This is a genomic window from Pseudomonas sp. 18-147, assembly GCF_051048045.1.
Taxonomy (GTDB): domain Bacteria; phylum Pseudomonadota; class Gammaproteobacteria; order Pseudomonadales; family Pseudomonadaceae; genus Pseudomonas; species Pseudomonas aeruginosa.
In genome coordinates this window covers 3,849,854-3,867,393 of record NZ_CP182296.1, presented here as the reverse complement: position 1 = coordinate 3,867,393, position 17,540 = coordinate 3,849,854, and the positions used below count along the sequence as shown (strand labels likewise).

General features: G+C 66.5%; 18 protein-coding genes. 10 read left to right on the top strand and 8 right to left on the bottom strand.

Translation table 11 applies throughout. The annotated features are described in order from the left end of the window. Nucleotides 1–3: 3 nt before the first annotated feature. On the bottom strand, nt 4–1,041 hold the full coding sequence (locus ACM0M4_RS18300; RefSeq protein ID WP_003087542.1) for a patatin-like phospholipase family protein: 1,038 nt from the start codon (nt 1,039–1,041) through the stop codon (nt 4–6). Nucleotides 1,042–1,155: 114 nt separating this feature from the next. On the opposite strand from ACM0M4_RS18300, the gene ACM0M4_RS18295 reads away from it, so the two are divergent. From ACM0M4_RS18295 to mnmH, 3 genes are all read left to right on the top strand, one after another. Then, nucleotides 1,156–1,434 (top strand): hypothetical protein, encoded by a 279-nt coding sequence (locus ACM0M4_RS18295; protein WP_003097836.1) that lies wholly within the window; start codon nt 1,156–1,158, stop codon nt 1,432–1,434. A gap of 83 nt (nt 1,435–1,517) precedes the next feature. Continuing rightward, complete coding sequence (gene selD / locus ACM0M4_RS18290; protein WP_003087546.1) at nt 1,518–2,552, top strand: selenide, water dikinase SelD; 1,035 nt, start codon at nt 1,518–1,520, stop codon at nt 2,550–2,552. After that, a complete protein-coding gene (gene mnmH, locus ACM0M4_RS18285) occupies nt 2,552–3,661 on the top strand; it encodes a tRNA 2-selenouridine(34) synthase MnmH (protein ID WP_003087548.1) in 1,110 nt (369 codons plus the stop codon). The genes selD and mnmH overlap by 1 nt, the downstream gene beginning before the upstream one ends. Here the strand turns inward: mnmH and ACM0M4_RS18280 are convergent. Continuing rightward, entirely contained in the window at nt 3,640–3,987 is a 348-nt protein-coding gene (locus ACM0M4_RS18280) for a GFA family protein (RefSeq protein ID WP_023094782.1), read from the bottom strand. The genes mnmH and ACM0M4_RS18280 overlap by 22 nt on opposite strands. Before the next feature lie 137 nt (nt 3,988–4,124). Between ACM0M4_RS18280 and ACM0M4_RS18275 the strand changes: the two genes are divergently transcribed. Continuing rightward, entirely contained in the window at nt 4,125–4,733 is a 609-nt protein-coding gene (locus tag ACM0M4_RS18275; protein WP_003087553.1) for a flavin reductase family protein, read from the top strand. Nucleotides 4,734–4,739: 6 nt separating this feature from the next. Here the strand turns inward: ACM0M4_RS18275 and ACM0M4_RS18270 are convergent, their stop codons facing one another. Beyond that, entirely contained in the window at nt 4,740–5,147 is a 408-nt protein-coding gene (locus ACM0M4_RS18270; RefSeq protein ID WP_003087555.1) for a DUF5086 domain-containing protein, read from the bottom strand. 200 nt (nt 5,148–5,347) lie between these two features. Here ACM0M4_RS18270 and ACM0M4_RS18265 point away from each other — a divergent pair, with 200 nt between their 5' ends. Next, nucleotides 5,348–7,306 (top strand): methyl-accepting chemotaxis protein, encoded by a 1,959-nt coding sequence (locus ACM0M4_RS18265; protein WP_023106744.1) that lies wholly within the window; start codon nt 5,348–5,350, stop codon nt 7,304–7,306. Here ACM0M4_RS18265 and ACM0M4_RS18260 read toward each other — a convergent pair. After that, a complete protein-coding gene (locus tag ACM0M4_RS18260) occupies nt 7,287–9,008 on the bottom strand; it encodes a SulP family inorganic anion transporter (protein WP_003087559.1) in 1,722 nt (573 codons plus the stop codon). The genes ACM0M4_RS18265 and ACM0M4_RS18260 overlap by 20 nt on opposite strands. Nucleotides 9,009–9,171: 163 nt before the next feature. Further along, nucleotides 9,172–10,176 (bottom strand): NADP-dependent oxidoreductase, encoded by a 1,005-nt coding sequence (locus ACM0M4_RS18255; protein WP_003120416.1) that lies wholly within the window; start codon nt 10,174–10,176, stop codon nt 9,172–9,174. 250 nt (nt 10,177–10,426) lie between these two features. Here ACM0M4_RS18255 and ACM0M4_RS18250 point away from each other — a divergent pair, with 250 nt between their 5' ends. Beyond that, nucleotides 10,427–11,188, top strand: a complete 762-nt coding sequence (locus ACM0M4_RS18250; protein ID WP_003120415.1) for an SDR family oxidoreductase — start codon at nt 10,427–10,429, stop codon at nt 11,186–11,188. A gap of 158 nt (nt 11,189–11,346) precedes the next feature. Further along, a complete protein-coding gene (locus ACM0M4_RS18245) occupies nt 11,347–12,240 on the top strand; it encodes a bile acid:sodium symporter family protein (RefSeq protein WP_003117741.1) in 894 nt (297 codons plus the stop codon). 6 nt (nt 12,241–12,246) lie between these two features. Here the strand turns inward: ACM0M4_RS18245 and ACM0M4_RS18240 are convergent, their stop codons facing one another. Continuing rightward, complete coding sequence (locus tag ACM0M4_RS18240) at nt 12,247–13,443, bottom strand: benzoate/H(+) symporter BenE family transporter (RefSeq protein ID WP_003087572.1); 1,197 nt, start codon at nt 13,441–13,443, stop codon at nt 12,247–12,249. A gap of 230 nt (nt 13,444–13,673) precedes the next feature. Between ACM0M4_RS18240 and ACM0M4_RS18235 the strand changes: the two genes are divergently transcribed. After that, nucleotides 13,674–14,309 carry a hypothetical protein gene (locus tag ACM0M4_RS18235; protein ID WP_023081819.1) on the top strand — a complete coding sequence of 212 codons (636 nt, stop codon included), beginning with the start codon at nt 13,674–13,676 and terminating at the stop codon, nt 14,307–14,309. A gap of 49 nt (nt 14,310–14,358) precedes the next feature. Here ACM0M4_RS18235 and ACM0M4_RS18230 read toward each other — a convergent pair whose 3' ends face one another. Continuing rightward, complete coding sequence (locus ACM0M4_RS18230) at nt 14,359–14,835, bottom strand: MarR family winged helix-turn-helix transcriptional regulator (protein WP_003097819.1); 477 nt, start codon at nt 14,833–14,835, stop codon at nt 14,359–14,361. Nucleotides 14,836–14,916: 81 nt separating this feature from the next. Between ACM0M4_RS18230 and ACM0M4_RS18225 the strand changes: the two genes are divergently transcribed. Continuing rightward, on the top strand, nt 14,917–16,083 hold the full coding sequence (locus ACM0M4_RS18225; protein WP_003097818.1) for a PLP-dependent aminotransferase family protein: 1,167 nt from the start codon (nt 14,917–14,919) through the stop codon (nt 16,081–16,083). Between the two features lie 55 nt (nt 16,084–16,138). Then, the gene (locus ACM0M4_RS18220) at nt 16,139–16,741 is read left to right on the top strand and encodes a glutathione S-transferase family protein (protein WP_003120413.1); all 603 of its coding nucleotides are present in this window, start codon (nt 16,139–16,141) and stop codon (nt 16,739–16,741) included. 362 nt (nt 16,742–17,103) lie between these two features. Here the strand turns inward: ACM0M4_RS18220 and ACM0M4_RS18215 are convergent, their stop codons facing one another. Then, nucleotides 17,104–17,538: a hypothetical protein gene (locus ACM0M4_RS18215; protein ID WP_010792391.1), complete on the bottom strand. Its 435-nt coding sequence runs from the start codon at nt 17,536–17,538 to the stop codon at nt 17,104–17,106. Between the last annotated feature and the right edge of the window lie 2 nt (nt 17,539–17,540).

The window sequence follows — 17,540 nt, the reverse complement described above, 5'->3', positions numbered from 1 at the left end:
GGCTCAGGCGTTGTCTTCCTCGTAGCGGTCCAGGGTGTCGCTGGCGATCTGCCGGCCGAGGGCGATCAATTCCGGCGCCTTGTAGAACTCGAAGAAGCGGCAGACCCGCTTCGGCACGTTGATCAGGATGTCCGGCGGGTAGCCGGCGATCTTGTACTGCGCCAGCGAGGTCTGCATCACCTCGAAGCTCTGGTTGACCAGTTCCAGCAGCGATGCCGGACCGCTGCTTTCCACCACCGTGGTGCCGCTGGCCGACTTCGGCGAGTCCTTGCCTTGCGGCGCCGCGGCTGGCTGTTGCAGTTGCGGCTCGGCGGGCTCCTCGGATTCCGCCGGAACCGGATGGAGCAGGGCGTCGGCGCTCAGCTCCGGCGGGGTATTGTCGTCGCCGTGGCGGCGGAAGAACGAGAGTTTGTGGCCGAGGCTCTCGATCATGCTGTCGAAGCGCCCCTTGAGCGCGGCCGGACGCTCGATCACCGGCAGGTGGTACTGCTTCTGGTTGGTGGCGTTGAGATTGACCGCGATGATCAGGTCGCTGTGGGCCGACACCACCGGCACGATCGGCAACGGGTTGAGCAGGCCGCCGTCGACCAGCATGCGGCTGCCCTGCATGACCGGTGTGAACAGGCTGGGGATTGCCGCCGAGGCGCGCATGGCCTGGTGCAGGCAGCCTTCCTGGAACCAGATTTCCTGCTGGTTGGTGAGGTCGGTGGCAACCGCCGTGTAGGGAATCGACAGGTCCTCGATGTTTACCTCGCCGAGGATCTCGTGGATCTTGCCGAACACCCGCTCGCCGCGGATCGCGCCGAGGCGGAAGCTGACGTCGAGCAGGCGCAGCACGTCGAGGTAATCCAGGCTTTCCACCCACTCGCGGTACTCGCGCAGCTTGCCGGCGGCGTAGATGCCGCCGATCACCGAGCCCATGGAACAACCGGCGATGCAGGTGATCTCATAGCCGCGTGCCTCGAGTTCCTCGATCACGCCGATGTGCGCGTAGCCGCGCGCACCGCCGGAGCCCAATACCAGGGCGACCTGTTTGCTCATCTGCAACCCCTTGCCAATACTGCGTGACGAAGCGAAAACGATACGCGTGTCGCCCGGCCGCCGCCAAGTGCGTCGCGGCGATGCGCGGCCCTTTCCCTGTCCGGAGATCGTTCGATGAAAACCTGGATCGTTCTGCCCGTCCTTGCCCTGACCCTGGCCGGCTGCGCCGGCAAGACCGCCTACCGGGAGAACTGCGCCGACCAGTTGGACGCGGCCTGGAAGGAACTCGACCTGGCCAAGGCCGAAGGCTTCGCCGGCACCGTCAGCTACTCGAAGGCCCTGACCCTGCTCACCGGGGCCAAGACCCAGCAGCAGTTCGAGGCCTACGAGGGCTGCACCAGCAAGGCCGAGAAGGCGCGCTTCTATATCCGCGAGTCGCGCGCCGGGCGCTGAGCCGGGCGCGGCGATCGGTCCTCTGGCGGCGGCGCCGGCTTTGCTAGAATGGGCACTTTTCCGACATCCACGGGAGTACACCGATGAGCGAGGCGATCCGCCTGACCCAGTACAGCCACGGCGCCGGCTGCGGCTGCAAGATTTCGCCCAAGGTACTGGAGGTGATCCTCGCCGGCAGCGGCGCGCAGAACCTCGATCCGAAGCTCTGGGTCGGCAACGCCTCGCGCGACGACGCGGCTGTCTACGCCCTCGACGAGGAGCGCGGGGTGGTCTCCACCACCGATTTCTTCATGCCGATCGTCGACGACCCCTTCGACTTCGGCCGTATCGCCGCGACCAACGCCATCAGCGATATCTACGCCATGGGCGGCGACCCGCTGATGGCCATCGCCATCCTCGGCTGGCCGGTCAACGTGCTGGCCGCGGAAGTCGCCCGCGAGGTGATCGCCGGCGGCCGCAAGGTCTGCGAGGAAGCCGGCATCCCGCTGGCCGGCGGACACTCCATCGACGCCCCCGAGCCGATCTTCGGCCTGGCCGTGACCGGCGTGGTGGAGAAGCGCTTCATGAAACGCAACGACACCGCCGAGGCCGGCTGCAGGCTGTACCTGACCAAGCCGCTGGGCATCGGCATCCTCACCACCGCCGAGAAGAAGGCCAGGCTGCGCGCCGAGGACGTCGGCGTGGCGCGTGACTGGATGTGCACCCTGAACAGGCCCGGCGCGCGCTTCGGCCGGTTGGCGGGGGTCAAGGCGATGACCGACGTCACCGGTTTCGGCCTGCTCGGCCACCTGGTGGAAATGGCCGACGGCAGCAAGCTCACCGCACGCGTGGAGTACGCCGCGGTACCGCGCCTGGCCAGTGCCGAATATTACCTGGAGCAGGGCTGCGTGCCTGGCGGCACCCTGCGCAACTTCGACAGCTATGGCGAGCGCATCGCGCCACTGCCGGAAGTGCAGAAGCTGTTGCTTTGCGATCCGCAGACCAGCGGCGGCCTGCTGGTGGCGGTGGCTCCGGAAGGCGAGGCGGAGTTCCTCGCCGTGGCGGCGGAACTCGGCCTGCAACTGGCGCCGATCGGCGAGCTGGTCGAGCGACAGAGTCTCGCGGTACAGGTGCTGTAATGCGCGACAACACCCAGCACTACCGCGAACTGTTTCTCGACGATATCCCCCTGATGGATGTGCGCGCCCCGGTGGAGTACCACAAGGGCGCCTTTCCCAACACTGTCAACCGGCCGCTGATGAACGACATCGAGCGGCAGAAGGTCGGCACCAGCTACAAGCAGCACGGCCAGCAGGCCGCCATCGCCCTTGGCCACGAACTGGTCTGCGGGGCGCTCAAGGCCGAACGGCTGGCGGCCTGGAAAGCCTTCGCCGAAGCCAACCCGAACGGCTACCTGTATTGCTTCCGCGGCGGCCTGCGCTCGCAGATCGTCCAGCAGTGGCTGAAGCAGGACGCCGGCATCGACTACCCACGGGTGATCGGCGGCTACAAGGCGTTGCGCAACTTCCTTTTCGAAACCACCCGCGCGGCGGTCGACGAGTGCGATTTCGTGCTGGTCGGCGGCCTCACTGGTTGCGGCAAGACCGAGGTGATCGCGGCGCTGGACAACAGCCTCGATCTCGAAGGCCACGCCAACCATCGCGGCTCCAGCTTTGGCCGGCGAGCCACGCCGCAGCCGGCGCAGATAGACTTCGAGAACCGCCTGGCCATCGACATCCTGAAGAAGCGTCATCGTGGCGTCGGCCAGTTCGTCCTTGAGGACGAGGGGCGGATCGTCGGCAGCTGCTCCTTGCCGCTGGAGCTGTACCAGGGTATGCAGGGCTACCCGCTGGTCTGGCTGGAGGATGCCTTCGAGCAGCGTGTCGAGCGTATCCTCAGGGACTACGTGATCGATCTGCGCAGCGAGTTCGAGCGTGTGGTGGGCGTGGAGGAGGGCTTCGCCGCCTTCTCCGCCTACCTGCAGAAGAGCCTCGCCGGCATCGTCAAGCGCCTCGGCGGCGAGCGCTACCAGCGGCTGGCGGCGATCCTCGTGCAGGCGCTGGAAGAGCAGGGCCGCGACGGCTCGGTGGATACCCATCGCGGCTGGATCGAGGGGCTGCTCAAGGAGTACTACGACCCGATGTACGCCTTCCAGCGGCAGAGCAAGGAAGACCGCGTCGAGTTCCGCGGCAACCAGGCCGAGGTGATCGGCTACCTGCGCCAGCGTCAGGCGTTGCGGCCATCGTAGTGCTGTACCGGGAGCGCGTTGGCGTCGATGTCCTCCAGGCAGCGCGCGTTGACCGCGGCCATCGCCTGGCCGTCCGGGCCTATGCCTTCGCTGAACGGCGCGCAGCCGCAGGTGGGGCAGAAGTGGTGCTGCAGGCGATGGGTGTTGAAGGTGTAGGTGTGCATCGCGCTGGCCGGCGTCTTCAGCGCCAGCCGCTCGCGCGGGACGAACCACAGCAGCCAGCCGCGCCGGCTGCACAGTGAACAGTTGCATTGGATCACCTGGTCGAGGTCGCCTTCGACTTCGTAGGCGATGGTTCCGCAGTGGCAGCTTCCTCGATAGTTCATGGCAGGGCTCCTGGGTGAGGGTAGGGCAAGTCTAGCCGCTGCCTCCAGGTGGCGCAGGGCCGCGGCGCAGACGGTCGCGAGAGCTGCGGGGCTGCGGCATAATCGGCGTCCCCTCCGTCGATTTCCGCGAGACCGCCATGCAACTGGACTTCACCACCATCGCTCCCGCCGAGGCCTATCGCTGGTTGGCTTCCACCGTCACCCCGCGACCGATTGCCTGGGTCTCGACCCTGTCCGCCGAGGGTGCCAGCAACCTGGCCCCGTTCAGTTTCTTCCAGGTGATCAGCGACGAGCCGCCGACCCTGATGGTCAACGTCAGCCTGCGCGACGACGGCAGCCTCAAGGACACCCTGCGCAACGTCCAGGCCACCGGGCAGCTGGTTATCCACCTGGTCGGCGCCGCCCAGGCCGAGACCATGAACGCCACCTCCGCCTGGCTACCCCATGGCGTGAGCGAGATCGAGACGGTCGGCATCCCTACCGTGTCCAGCGTACGCGTGGCGCCGCCGCGGATCGCCGCGGCGGCGGTGGCCTTCGAGTGCGAGGTGGCGGAGATCAAGCCGTATCCGGCGGAGAACCCCAATTGCCACCTGATCTTCGCCCGCGTGCTGCTGGCCCATGTCGATGATGCCGTGCTGGCCGACGAGCGCCATGTGGATAGCGACAGGCTCGACCTGGTCGGTCGCCTGGGCGGCAGCCACTACAGCTATACCCGCGACACGTTCAGCATGATCCGGCCCAGGTAGTCGGGCTCAGTCCGGCGCCCGCAGGCACTCGTCGACCGTGCGCCGGCACACCGGCGCCTGGCCCGCGGCCTGGCGTTCCTGCCACTGGCGATAGGCGAACTGGTAGCTTTCCGGATACACCCCGCCGCGTTTCAGCGGCGCCACGATACTCGCGCGCAGCGCCTGTTCGGTCAGCGCCAGGTGCGCGGCCAGGCGCTGGAACTGCCAGGGCTGCTGGCCCTGGCGGCGCTCCAGGACCTCGACGTGGTACAGGCCGTCGGCCGCCGCGCTCGACAGGTTGTGCACGATCAGCCAGCGCGACAGGCCCGGCGCCGCCGGCAATGACCAGAGCGGCTGCTCGATCGGGCCGCTCCAGTCGGCCAGGGCGGGGGCGCACAGACTCAGCGACAGCAACAGCGGCAATACGGGACGCATGGCAAGCTCCTTTTTCCATGGGGCGCCCAGTATGGCTCCGCGCTCGACCGACGTCAGCCCGGATATCCTGGAAACGACCTGCGCATATCTCTCCTGGCCATTATCGTGCCACTACCTTGCCCGGCCGCTCAGGTTCGGCGAAAAACGCGCGATACAGCGGGAAATGCGCACGCAGACGGCGCGCACGGGGGAGGGGAGTCATGCTGGGGTTGCTGCGCAGGCGTCTGGCCGATCTCGGCACGGCGAAGAAACTGGCCATCGGTTTTACCCTGGTCCTGCTATTGACCGCGCTGGTGGCCGCGCTCGCGGTGCTCTCGCTGCATGCGCTGGGGCAGCGCTTCGCGCGCCTGCAGGAGATGAGCGCGATCAATCGCGACGTGCTGGAGGTTCGCCAGGCCGAGAAGGACTTTGCCCTGCACGGGGAAAAGAGCGACGCCGAGCGCTTGCGCCAGCGCCTGGCCGCGACCCTCGAACGGGTGGGCCGGCTCAAGGCCGACGGCGACGCCGATCAGGCGCTTGGCATGGCCGAGGTGGAGCAGGTGTTGGCAGCGTACCTCGAAGCGTTCGGCCGCTTCGAGCAGTCCATCCAGGGACGCCAGTTGGCTTGGGAAAGCGCCAGTTGGTCGCTGAACGGCGCCGCCAACAGCCTCGATATCCTCCAGTCCAGCCTGGCCGAGGATGGCGCCTATGCGCTGAAGGAGAGCCAGGGACGCGACGGCGAACCGCTGTTGCAGCAGGCGGCCCAGGTCGCCCAGGTCAATCGCCTGGTCCTGCAGGGGCTGGACGAGGCCCGCTCGCGTCTCGAAGCGCGCGCCGCGGATGCGCAGGAGGGGCCGCCGAAATCGCTGCGCGAGGCGCTGGAGCTGGCCGCCCGGCTGGAGCAGGCGATCACTGACGATGCCTACGTGTCGGTGGTCAAGGACGTGCTGACCAATATCCGCGGTTTCGCCGACAAGCTCGCCGAGTACCGCGCCAGCCAGCGCCAGGAGCGGCAGATGTACGCCGCCATGGGCGAGCGTGCCGGGCAGGTGATGGCGCGTGTCGACCGTAGCTGGGAGGCGCAGCAGCAGGCCATGCTCCACAGCCTGCGGACAAACTCCCTGCTGATCGTCGGCGCCGCCGTGCTGGCGCTGCTGGTGGGCCTGGGCGCAGCCTTCGGCATCAGCCTGCTGATCGTCCGTCCGCTGCGCCAGGCGATGGGCGTGGCGCAGCGGATCGCCGAAGGCGACCTGGCGGTGCGGGTCGACAGCGAGCGGCGCGACGAGGTTGGCCAACTGATGGCCGCGATGCGCGCCATGACCGGTAGCCTGCGCGGTATCGTCAGCCAGTTGCAGGACGGCGTCGGGCGGATTGCCGGCGCCTCCGAGGCGCTGTCCGGCGTTACCACGCGCACCCGCCTGGGAATCGACAGCCAGCGGGCGGAAACCGAACAGGTGGCCACGGCGATGAACCAGATGGCCGCCACCGTCCACGAAGTGGCGCACAACGCCGAGGAAGCCGCGGGGTCGGCGGAAAGCGCCGACGGCAAGGTCAGCGTCGGTCAGGAGGTGGTACGCCAGACCCTGGAGCGGATCGAGCGACTGGCCGAGGCGGTGCGCGCGGCCACCGCCAGCGTCGAGGCGCTGAGCGCCGACAGCCAGCGCATCGGCAGCGTGCTGGACGTGATCAAGAGCGTGGCCGAGCAGACCAACCTGCTGGCGCTGAACGCCGCCATCGAGGCGGCGCGGGCCGGCGACCAGGGTCGAGGCTTCGCCGTGGTCGCCGACGAGGTGCGGGCGCTGGCGCGGCGCACCCAACAGTCCACGGCCGAGATCGAGACCCTGATCGGTGCCTTGCAGAATGGCACGCAGCAGGCGGTGCAGCGTATGCAGCGCAGCCACCAGTTGGTGGACCAGAGCGTCGACGACGCGCTGCAGACCGAGGCGGCGCTGGGCAACATCGCCACGGCGGTGGCGCTGATCCAGCAGATGAACCAGCAGATCGCCGCGGCCTCCGAGCAGCAGAGCGCGGTCGCCGAGGAGATCAACCGCAGCGTCACGGCGATCCGCGAGGTGGCCGATCAGTCGGCCCAGGCCATGCAGTCGACGGCTTCGTCCAGCGAACAACTGGCGGAGCTGGGGCGCGAACTACAGGGCATGGTCAGGCATTTCCGCTTGTAGCCGCGGCCTGGGCGGCGAGTCTTTCCTGCTGGCGCAGCCAGTAGCGATAAGCACTGACCCCGGAGCGCACCGAGCTGAACACCAGCGGCGGCTTGATCTCGCCGAGCATGCTCGAGCGTTGCAGCAGGTCCAGCGTCTGCCCGGTCACCCGCGCCAGCGACAGGTGCACGCCCTGGGCCTTGAGGATCTGTTGCACCTCGTGGAGGGTGGCCAGGCCGCTGATGTCGAGGTTGGTCATGGCTTCGGCGTTGAGCAGCACCGCATTCGGCCGCTCGCTGCCGTCCACCACGGCAAGCACCCTCTGCTTGAAGTAGTCGGCGTTGAAGAACAGCAGGGGGGCGTCGAAGCGGTAGATCACCAGGCCGGGAAGAGTGGTGGCCTGCGGGTACTTGGCCAGCTCGACCTGGCCGTCGATGCCGTGCATCCAGCCGAGCACCGCGTCGCTCGGGCGATAGGTGTAGTAGAGCAGGCGCAGTACGGCGATGCTGACGGCGACGAAGATTCCCGGCAGCACGCCGACGCTGAGCACGCCGACGGTGGTCAGCAGGCAGAGGCTGAACTCGAAGCGGCTGAGCTTCCAGAAGCCTTTTAGCGCCTGCACGTCGATCAGGCCCCAGCCGGCCAGCAACAGGACCGCGCCGAGCGCCGGCATCGGCACCCAGCCCAGGGGCTTGTTCAGCAGCAACAGGGTGGCGGCGATCACCAGCGCGGCGACCACGCCGACCAGTTGGGTCTTGCCGCCGACCATGTCGTTCACCGCGGTGCGTGAGTCGGCGCCGCTGATGGCGAAGCCCTGGGAGACCCCGGCGCCGATGTTGGCCAGGCCGAGGGCGACGAATTCGTGGTTGGCGTTGATGCTGTAGCCGTGGCGGGCGGCGAAGCTGCGCGCGGTGAGCATGGCGCTGCAGAAGCTGACCACGGTAATGCCGGTGGCGTCGCGCAGCAGGCTTTTCAGTTCCTCCAGGCTGGTCTGCGGCCAGCTCAGTTGCGGCAGCCCGGCCGGTACCTCGCCAAGCAGTTCCACGCCGTAGCGATCCAGGCCCAGCAGCGCCGCGGCGAGACTGGCCAGGAGGACGCCGCAGAGCGCCCCGGGCAACTGCGGGAAGCGCCGCGGCAGCAGCACCATCAGCAAGAGCGAGAGGCTGCCGAGGATCAGCGTCGGCCAATGGATGTGCAGCAGGTTCTCCAGCAGCGCGAGGATGCCGGCGACGAAGCCGCTGGTCGCCGCCTCGTAGCCGAACAGCTTGCCCAGTTGCCCGACCAGCAGGCTCAGGCCGATGCCGTTGAGGTAGCCGACCAGGATCGGTCGCGAGAGGAAGCTGGCGATGAATCCGGCGCGGGCCAGGCCGGCGACGATGGAGAACAGCCCGACCATGATCGCGACGATCATCGACAGGTCCACCAGGCGCTGCGGGTCGCCCGCCGCCAGCGGGGTGATGGCGGCGGCGACCATCGCCGCGGTCGCCGCGTCGGGGCCGACCATCAACTGTCGCGAGCTGCCGATCAGGGCGTAGATCAGCATCGGCAGGATGCACGCATAGAGGCCTACCTGGGGCGGGAAGCCGGCGATCTGGGCGTAGGCGATGGCAGTGGGGATCTGGATCGCCGCCACCGACAGCCCGGCCTGGACATCCGGACGGAACCAGGCGCGGCGGTAGTGGAGCAGGCTATCGAGTCCGGGTACCCAGCGGGCGAGTGGCATGCGGCTGATTCCTTGCAGGCGCGGATGCCGCAGCTTAGCCCGAAGGACAGGCGGCAGGATTGCCGGGAATCATTATTTCTTCAGTGCACACGCTCTTCGAGGCGAGGCGCAGGGCGGATAGCGCAAGGCGCTATCCGCCGCTTCTTCGCGCCGGCGGCGGACCTCAGACCTTCAACACCAACTTGCCGAAGTTTTCCCCGCTGAACAGCTTGAGCAGGGTCTCGGGGAAGGTCTCCAGGCCTTCGACGATGTCCTCGCGCGATTGCAGCTTGCCTTCCGCCAGCCAGGTGGCCATCTCCTTCAGGCCTTCTGGGAAGCGCTGGGCATAGTCCATCACCACCATGCCTTCCATGCGCGCCCGATTGACCAGCAGCGACAGGTAGTTGGCCGGGCCGCGCACCGCTTCCTTGTTGTTGTACTGGCTGATCGCCCCGCAGAGGACGATGCGTGCCTTGAAGGCGATACGGGTGAGCACCGTGTCGAGGATTTCGCCGCCGACGTTGTCGAAGAACACATCGATGCCCTTCGGGCATTCGCGCTTGAGTCCAGCGGCGAGGTCTTCGTTCTTGTAGTCGATGGCGCCGTCGAAGCCCAGTTCTTCGACCAGGAAGCGACATTTCTCGGCGCCGCCGGCGATGCCCACCACCCGGCAGCCCTTGAGCCTGGCGATCTGCCCGGCAACGCTGCCCACCGCACCGGCGGCGCCGGAGATCACCACGGTCTCGCCGTTCTTCGGCTGGCCGACGTCGAGCAACGCGAAGTAGGCGGTCATGCCGGTCATGCCCAGCGCCGAGAGATAGCGCGGCAGCGGCGCGCGGGACGGGTCGACCTTGTAGAAACCCTTGGGCTCGCCGACGAAATAGTCCTGCACGCCGAGGGCGCCGTTGACGTAGTCGCCGGCCTGGAAGCCGGGGTGCTTCGAAACCAGCACCTTGCCGACGCCGAGCGCGCGCATCACCTCGCCGATCCCCACCGGCGGGATGTAGGAGCGGGCGTCGTTCATCCAGCCGCGCATCGCCGGGTCCAGCGACAGGTACTCGTTCTTCACCAGGATCTGGCCCTCGGCCGGTTCGCCGAGCGGGGTTTCGACGAAACTGAAGGTATCGCGGCCGGGCAGCCCGCTGGGACGCTGGGCCAACTGGTATTGCCGATTGATCTGGGAGGTCATGGCAGGGCACTCGAATGTCGGGAAACAGGCCCCTAGGGATAGCTGGCGCCGGCGCCGGCGGCAAGCGAAGGCGAGTGCGGAAATGACCGGTCATCTATGCCGATGATTCGCCGCCATCAGTCTTATCAGCGGGCTGGATGGCCCATCCTCCAGTCCCCTGATAGTGCTATGCCTTGCGCCGGCCCTGGCTAGACTGGCGCGGCCCGGTTCCGTCGCGGTTGGCGGAAGGCGATTTTCCGAGGAGCAGCAGATGAGCAAACTTCTTTCCGGCCAGGTCGCACTGGTCACTGGCGGTGCGGCGGGCATCGGCCGCGCTACCGCGCTGGCCTTCGCCGCCGCCGGGGTCAAGGTGGTGGTCGCCGACCTGGACAGCGCCGGCGGCGAGGGCACGGTCGAGGCGATCCGCCAGGCAGGTGGCGAAGCCCTCTTCATTCGCTGCGACGTCACCCGCGACGCCGAGGTCAAGGCGCTGGTAGAGGGTTGCGCGGCGGCCTACGGCCGTCTCGACTACGCCTTCAACAACGCCGGCATCGAGATCGAGCAGGGCAAGCTGGCCGACGGCAACGAAGCCGAGTTCGACGCCATCATGGCTGTCAACGTGAAGGGCGTCTGGTTGTGCATGAAGCACCAGATCCCGCTGATGCTGGCCCAGGGCGGCGGCGCGATCGTCAACACCGCCTCGGTCGCCGGGCTCGGCGCGGCGCCGAAGATGAGCATCTACGCTGCTTCCAAGCACGCGGTGATCGGCCTGACCAAATCGGCGGCGATCGAGTACGCGAAGAAGGGCATCCGCGTCAACGCCGTGTGTCCGGCGGTGATCGACACCGACATGTTCCGCCGCGCCTACGAGGCCGATCCGCGCAAGGCCGAGTTCGCCGCCGCGATGCATCCGCTGGGTCGGGTCGGACGGGTCGAGGAAATCGCCGCCGCGGTGCTCTACCTGTGCAGCGACCACGCGGGCTTCACCACCGGTATCGCCTTGCCGGTGGACGGCGGGGCGACGGCGATCTGAGCGGGCGGCGATACAATCGGGATGCCCCGGCGCGGGGCATTCGCATTCTGTTACAGGTCGGTGCGCGGTTTGGCGCGCCAGGCCACTGCCGGGGGACTAACCTGGGTCGAGAATCCGGGGCCTGAGCCCGTCTCCATCGCATCGGAGCAATAACAATAATGACCGCCGATCCCATCCTGACCCTGTTCCTCCCCATCGCACTGGGCATCATCATGCTCGGTCTCGGACTGTCCCTGACCCCGGCCGACTTCCTCCGCGTGGTGCGCTACCCGAAGCCGGTGCTGGTCGGCCTGGTGTGCCAGATCGTCCTGCTGCCCCTGGCCTGTTTCCTGATCGTCCAGGGCTTCGCCCTGGAGGCGGCCCTGGCGGTCGGCATGATGTTGCTGGCGGCCTCGCCCGGCGGCACCACCGCCAACCTCTACAGCCACCTGGCGCATGGCGACGTGGCACTGAACATCACCCTGACCGCGGTGAACTCGGTGATCGCCATCCTCACCATGCCGCTGATCGTCAATCTGTCGCTGCAATACTTCATGGGCGACGGGCAGGCGATTCCCTTGCAGTTCGGCAAGGTCGTGCAGGTCTTCGTCATCGTCCTCGGCCCGGTGGCCATCGGCATGCTGGTGCGCAACCGCCTGCCGGCCGTGGCGGATCGCCTGCAGAAGCCGGTGAAGATCCTTTCCGCGCTGCTGTTGCTGGTGATCATCCTGCTGGCGCTGGCCAAGGACTGGCAGACCTTCGTCACCTACGCGCCGGTGGTCGGGCTGGCCGCGCTGGCCTTCAACCTGCTGAGCCTGGCGGTGGGCTACTGGGTGCCGCGCCTGCTGCGCCTGCCGAAGGCCCAGGCGGTGGCCATCGGCATGGAGATCGGCATCCACAACGGCACCCTGGCGATCGCCCTGGCGCTGAGTCCGAGCCTGCTGAACAACAGCACCATGGCGATTCCGCCGGCGATCTACGGGGTGTTGATGTTCTTCACCGCGGCGGCCTTCGGCTGGTGGGTCAGCCGTGGCCACCAGGCCGCGCCGGCGCCCGTGACGGCGCCGGACTGAGGTCGGTCAGCCGCGCCGCCAGTTGAGCACGAACTGAGTCAGCAGGCCGGCCACCAGGCCCCAGAACGCCGAGCCGATGGACAGCAGGGTGAAGCCGGAGGCGGTGACCATGAAGGTCACCAGCGCGGCCTCGCGCTGGCGCTCGTCGGCCATCGAGTTGGCCAGGCCGTTCATGATCGAGCCGAGCAGGGCGATGGCGGCGATGGACAGCACCAGTGCCTTGGGGAACGCCGCGAACAACGCTGCCAGGGTGGCGCCGAAGGTTCCCGCGACGCAGTTGAAGAAGCCGCACCAGAGCGCCGCGGTATAGCGCTTGTGCGGGTCCTCGTGGGCCGAGGGACCGGTGCAGATCGCCGCGCTGATCGCCGCCAGGTTGATCCCGTGGGAGCCGAACGGCGCCAGCAGGATCGAGGCGATGCCGGTGCTCGAGATCAGCGGCGAGGCCGGCACCTGGTAGCCGTCGGCGCGCAGCACGGCGATGCCGGGCATGTTCTGCGACGCCATGGCGACGATGAACAACGGGATGCCGATGCTGATGGTGGCGGCCAGGGAGAAGCTCGGCGTGGTCCACTCCGGTACCGCCAGTTCCAGGCGGAACCTGCTGAAGTCCAGTTGGCCCAGTATCCCGGCCAGCAGCACCCCCACCAGTAGCGCAGCGAACACCGCATAGCGCGGCGAGAAGCGTTTGCACAGCAGATAGCTGAAGAACATCGCCAGCACCAGCAGGGTCTGTTGCTCGGCGGCGTTGCAGATCTCGATGCCGATGCGGAACAGCACCCCGGCCAGCAGCGCCGAGGCCAGCGAGGAGGGAACCTGGCGCATCAGGCGTTCGAAGCTGCCGGTGACGCCGCACAGGGTGATCAGGAGGGCGCAGACGATGAAGGCGCCGATCGCCTCGCTGTACGGCACTCCGGGCAGGCTGCTGATCAGCAGCGCCGCGCCGGGGGTGGACCAGGCGATCACGATCGGCACCCGGTAGCGCAGGGTCAGGCCGATGGTCGCCAGGCCCATGCCGATCGACAGGGCCCAGATCCACGAGGAAATCTGCGCGCTGCTGAGGCCGGCGTTCTGCCCGGCCTGGAACATCAGTACCAGCGAGCTGGTGTAGCCGGTGAGCATGGCGACGAAGCCGGCCACCACGGCGGCGGGAGAGGAGTCGGCGAACGGACGCAGACGAGGCTGGGGCTGGGTGGTTTCGGTCATGCCGGGTACTTCCATGGAGTGTGCGGGACGACCGGGCACGGCGGTGGGCGGAGCCACGGGGCAGGTTGCGCGAGGCGCGGAGTGCCGATCATCTTTTTCTGTTTTGCGCAGCCTAAACAGCCGGCCAGGGGCTGTCCCGGTACAGCCGCGGACATAGTTGGCCATACAGTCGCAGCTGCCGGAAGCTGGCGGAGCTGGTAACTTCCCGGCATTTGCCGAGGAGCTTCGCCATGGATGCAAACCCCTACGCCACGCCGCGTGTCGAATTGGTCGAGCAGGGCATACCGGATGCTTTCCGCCGGCGCTGGACGCCCGCGCAACTGCGCATCCTCGCCTGGCTCTGCGTGGCCTCGATAGCCGGCGGCGTGGTGCTGATGGTGCTCAGCCTGCTGGAGGCATTCGGCGATGGCGCCGCGTTCGGGGTCTACGCCGACTGGCTGGGCCTGCTCCTCAGCCTGCTCGGCGCCTACCTGCTGCTGCGGCTCAAGCACCTGGTCGAGTCGCGCTTTCGCGGCCCCTCGCTGGCCTGGCCGGTATGGTTGTCGATTCTCCTGACCCTGCTGGGCGAGGGCTGGAGCCTGCTGGCGGTTACCGACGATGCGCTGCAGGGTTGGAACTGGCAGGCGCTGGTGTACTTCGCGCTGCTTGCGCTGATCGGCGCTACCACCCTCTGGCTGGGCCTGCGTCTGCTCAAGCAGGAAAACCTCTATCCGTCGCTGCGGATCATGGCCTGGCTGGACATCGCCGGCGGCGCGATGCTGGCTTCGGTGCTGTTGCTGGTGCTGGCGGTACTGCCGCTGCTGGCCGCCACCCTGGCCATGGCGCTGGCCTGCTGGCGCGCGGCGCGGGAGCTGGAGCGGGGCTAGCGGGCAGCCGGTCGGCTTGCCGAGCGTCCAGGCGCCAGGCCCATGGGCGTCAGTCGGCGGCCTCCGTCGCCGCTTCGCCGCGGCTGCCTGCATGCGCCCGAGCCAGGGTGCGATTGACCGCCAGCCAGCCGGAGACCGCTTCGCCGCCGGCTTCCTCGAAGCAGCGTTGGAGCAGCCGCGACTGCTCGCGACGCAGCGCCTTTTCCAACCGCACGCCCTCGGCGGTGAGGCCGAGGAGGCGTTTGCGCTTGTCGTCGTCGGCGGTGGCGCTGCCGATCAGGTTCATCTCCAGCAACTGGCGCAGCGGGATGTTCAGCGCCTGCTTGGTCACGCCGAGCAGGGCCAGCAGTTCCTTCACGCTGAGGCCCGGATAGCGGGCGATGAAGAACAGCACGCGGTGGTGCACGCGACCCAGGCCGCGGCGGGCGAGCATCTCGTCAGGCTTGGTGGTGAAGGCCTGGTACGCGAAGAAGAAGGCTTCCATCATGGCCTGCTGCTGGACGGCGTGGTTTTTCAGGTCAGGCATATTGACGCTTCCGGGCGCGGCATCGTAGTTTCGGTCAAGCAGTTTGACTCATTTTTTCCCGCCTACGCTACCGGTGATCCCATGGCCTTCTCTGAACGCATCTCCCGCCTGAAAAGCTCCTTGATCCGCGAAATCCTTGCCGCGGCGCAGCGTCCGGAGGTGATGTCGTTCGCCGGCGGGCTGCCGGCCGAGCCGATGCTGCCGAAGGTGCAGTGGGAGCAGATGCCGGCCTCCATGGGCCAGTACGGCATGAGCGAAGGCGAGCCTGCCCTGCGCGAAGCCATCGCCGCCGAAGCGCGCGCCCTCGGCGTCCCCTGCGAGGCGAGCCAGGTGCTGATCGTCAGCGGTTCGCAGCAGACCCTCGACCTGGCCAGCAAGCTGTTCATCGATCCGGGCACCGAGGTGCTGCTCGAGGCGCCGACCTACCTCGCCGCGCTACAGGCCTTCCAATTGTTCGGCGCCGATTGCGTGACCGTGCCGCTGGGTGCCGAGGGCCCCGACCTGGTTGCCCTGCGGCAGCGCCTGGAGCGACACAAGCCGGCCTTCGCCTACCTGATCCCGACTTTCCAGAATCCGTCCGGCGTGCGCTACAGCGAGGAACGCCGCGACGCGGTGGCGGCGCTGCTAGACGAATTCGGCGTGACCCTGATCGAAGACGAACCCTATCGCGAACTGGTGTTCGACGAGGGCCGCGCAACCCCGCTGGTCAGCCGCCTGCGCAAGTCCAGCTGGATCTATACCGGCACGGTGTCGAAGACCCTGCTGCCGGGCCTGCGCGTCGGTTTCCTGATCGCCACCCCGGACCTGTTCCCCCACCTGCTGCGGCTGAAACAGTCGGCCGACCTGCATACCAACCGGGTAGGGCAGTGGCAGGCGCTGCAATGGTTCGGCAGCGAGGCCTACCGCCAGCACCTGGCCGAACTGCGCGAGTTCTACCGGGTCCGCCGCGACGCCATGCAGGAGGCGCTGCTGGAACACTTCGGTGAGCTGGCCGAATGGAATATCCCGGAGGGCGGGCTGTTCTTCTGGCTGACCCTCAGGCAGCCGCTGGATACCCGCACCCTGCTCCAGCCGGCGCTGGCCGCCGATGTCGCATTCATGCCCGGCGAACCTTTCTTCGCCGAGCCGGAGCAGAACCTCGGGCGTCTGCGGCTGAACTTCAGCCACGTCGCCCCGGAGCGCCTGCACGAAGGCCTGCGGCGCCTGGCCAAGGTCGTCCGCGACGCCCAGGCCGCCGAAGCGGCCTGAACCCTCATCGGCGCTCCTCCGAGGGCGCCGGCCATCCGATCCGAGGAGCGACACGATGTACAAGGTCTACGGTGATTACCGTTCGGGCAACTGCTACAAGATCAAGCTGGCCATGTCGCTGCTCGGCATCGACTACCAGTGGGTACCGGTGGACATTCTCAAGGGCGAGACCCAGACCCCGGAGTTCCTGGCGAAGAACCCCAACGGCAAGATACCGGTGCTGGAGCTGGAGGACGGCAGTTGCCTGTGGGAGTCCAACGCCATCCTCAACTTCCTCGCCGACGGCAGCGCCCTGTTGCCCAGCGAACCGCGCCTGCGCACCCAGGTGCTGCAATGGCAATTCTTCGAGCAATACAGCCATGAGCCCTATGTGGCCGTGGCGCGCTTCATCAAGCTCTACCTCGGCCTCCCGGAAGCCCGCCGCGCCGAGTTCGAAGAGAAGAAGATCGGCGGCTACAAGGCCATCGACGTCATGGAGAAACAGCTGTCGCGCACGCCATTCCTGGTCGGCGAACAGTTCTCCATCGCCGATATCACCCTCTACGCCTACACCCATGTCGCCCATGAAGGCGGCTTCGACCTGACGGCCTACCCGGCGATCCGCGCGTGGATCAAGCGAGTGGGGGAGGTGCCGGGGTATGTGGGGATGCTGGATTGAGGGGAGATTCGATCAGCGGTTGGCGAGGCAGTGATTTCTGTCATGAGCGGGAATTTCGGGTAGAGCGAAATTTCCACTCATTGGGCAAGATGCGTGAACTTCCTGTGCCAGGGAAAATTCCCGGCAGTGTTGGGCCAGGTCATGAGTAAGTGTGCGTTATCTCAGCTGGATTCATACTTGCTCATGGTGCTTTGCTAGCGTTTCGTCGGAGCGATCCTGATTCGCTGGCATCCTCCAGCTTTTCTGGTTATTCGAGAAAAGAACATGTCAACTTTCCGATGTATGATTCCCATGGATAGGGGATTTTCATTTGCTTCTGTCTTTTGGTTTTTTATATAACCTTCCCTAAGGCTGATTTTCAGTTATTCGGATATTGATATCTCAACAACTATTTTTGAATAGTCGATTTCTCCATTTGGCTTGGGCTTTTTTAGTGGGTCGAAAGCATATTTTATGGTGATTTTTTTTCCTGCTTCGTAATGCTTTCTGTCGGTATTCTTGTTTGTGTAAGTGCCCTCCGTGCAGAGGGTTTTGTTTTCTGTTTCTATATCTATCGTGTTGAAATCTTCGGTGTTGTCTTGCCCCGTTAAATATACTTTCTTTATGGTTCCGGAAATTTCTTTTTGTGGAATTGATCCGTTTTCAAGATTGTCCCACCATTCCTTTGAGCCCAGTAGTCCATAAGTCCCTTTAAGGCCAGCTTTAGGCTTCGTTGTATTCAAAGTGAGTTCATGGGCTTTTCGAATGTACTCGGGGTCTTCTTTGATACGCTGTTTGAAGTTGTAAATGGTTTTCATGA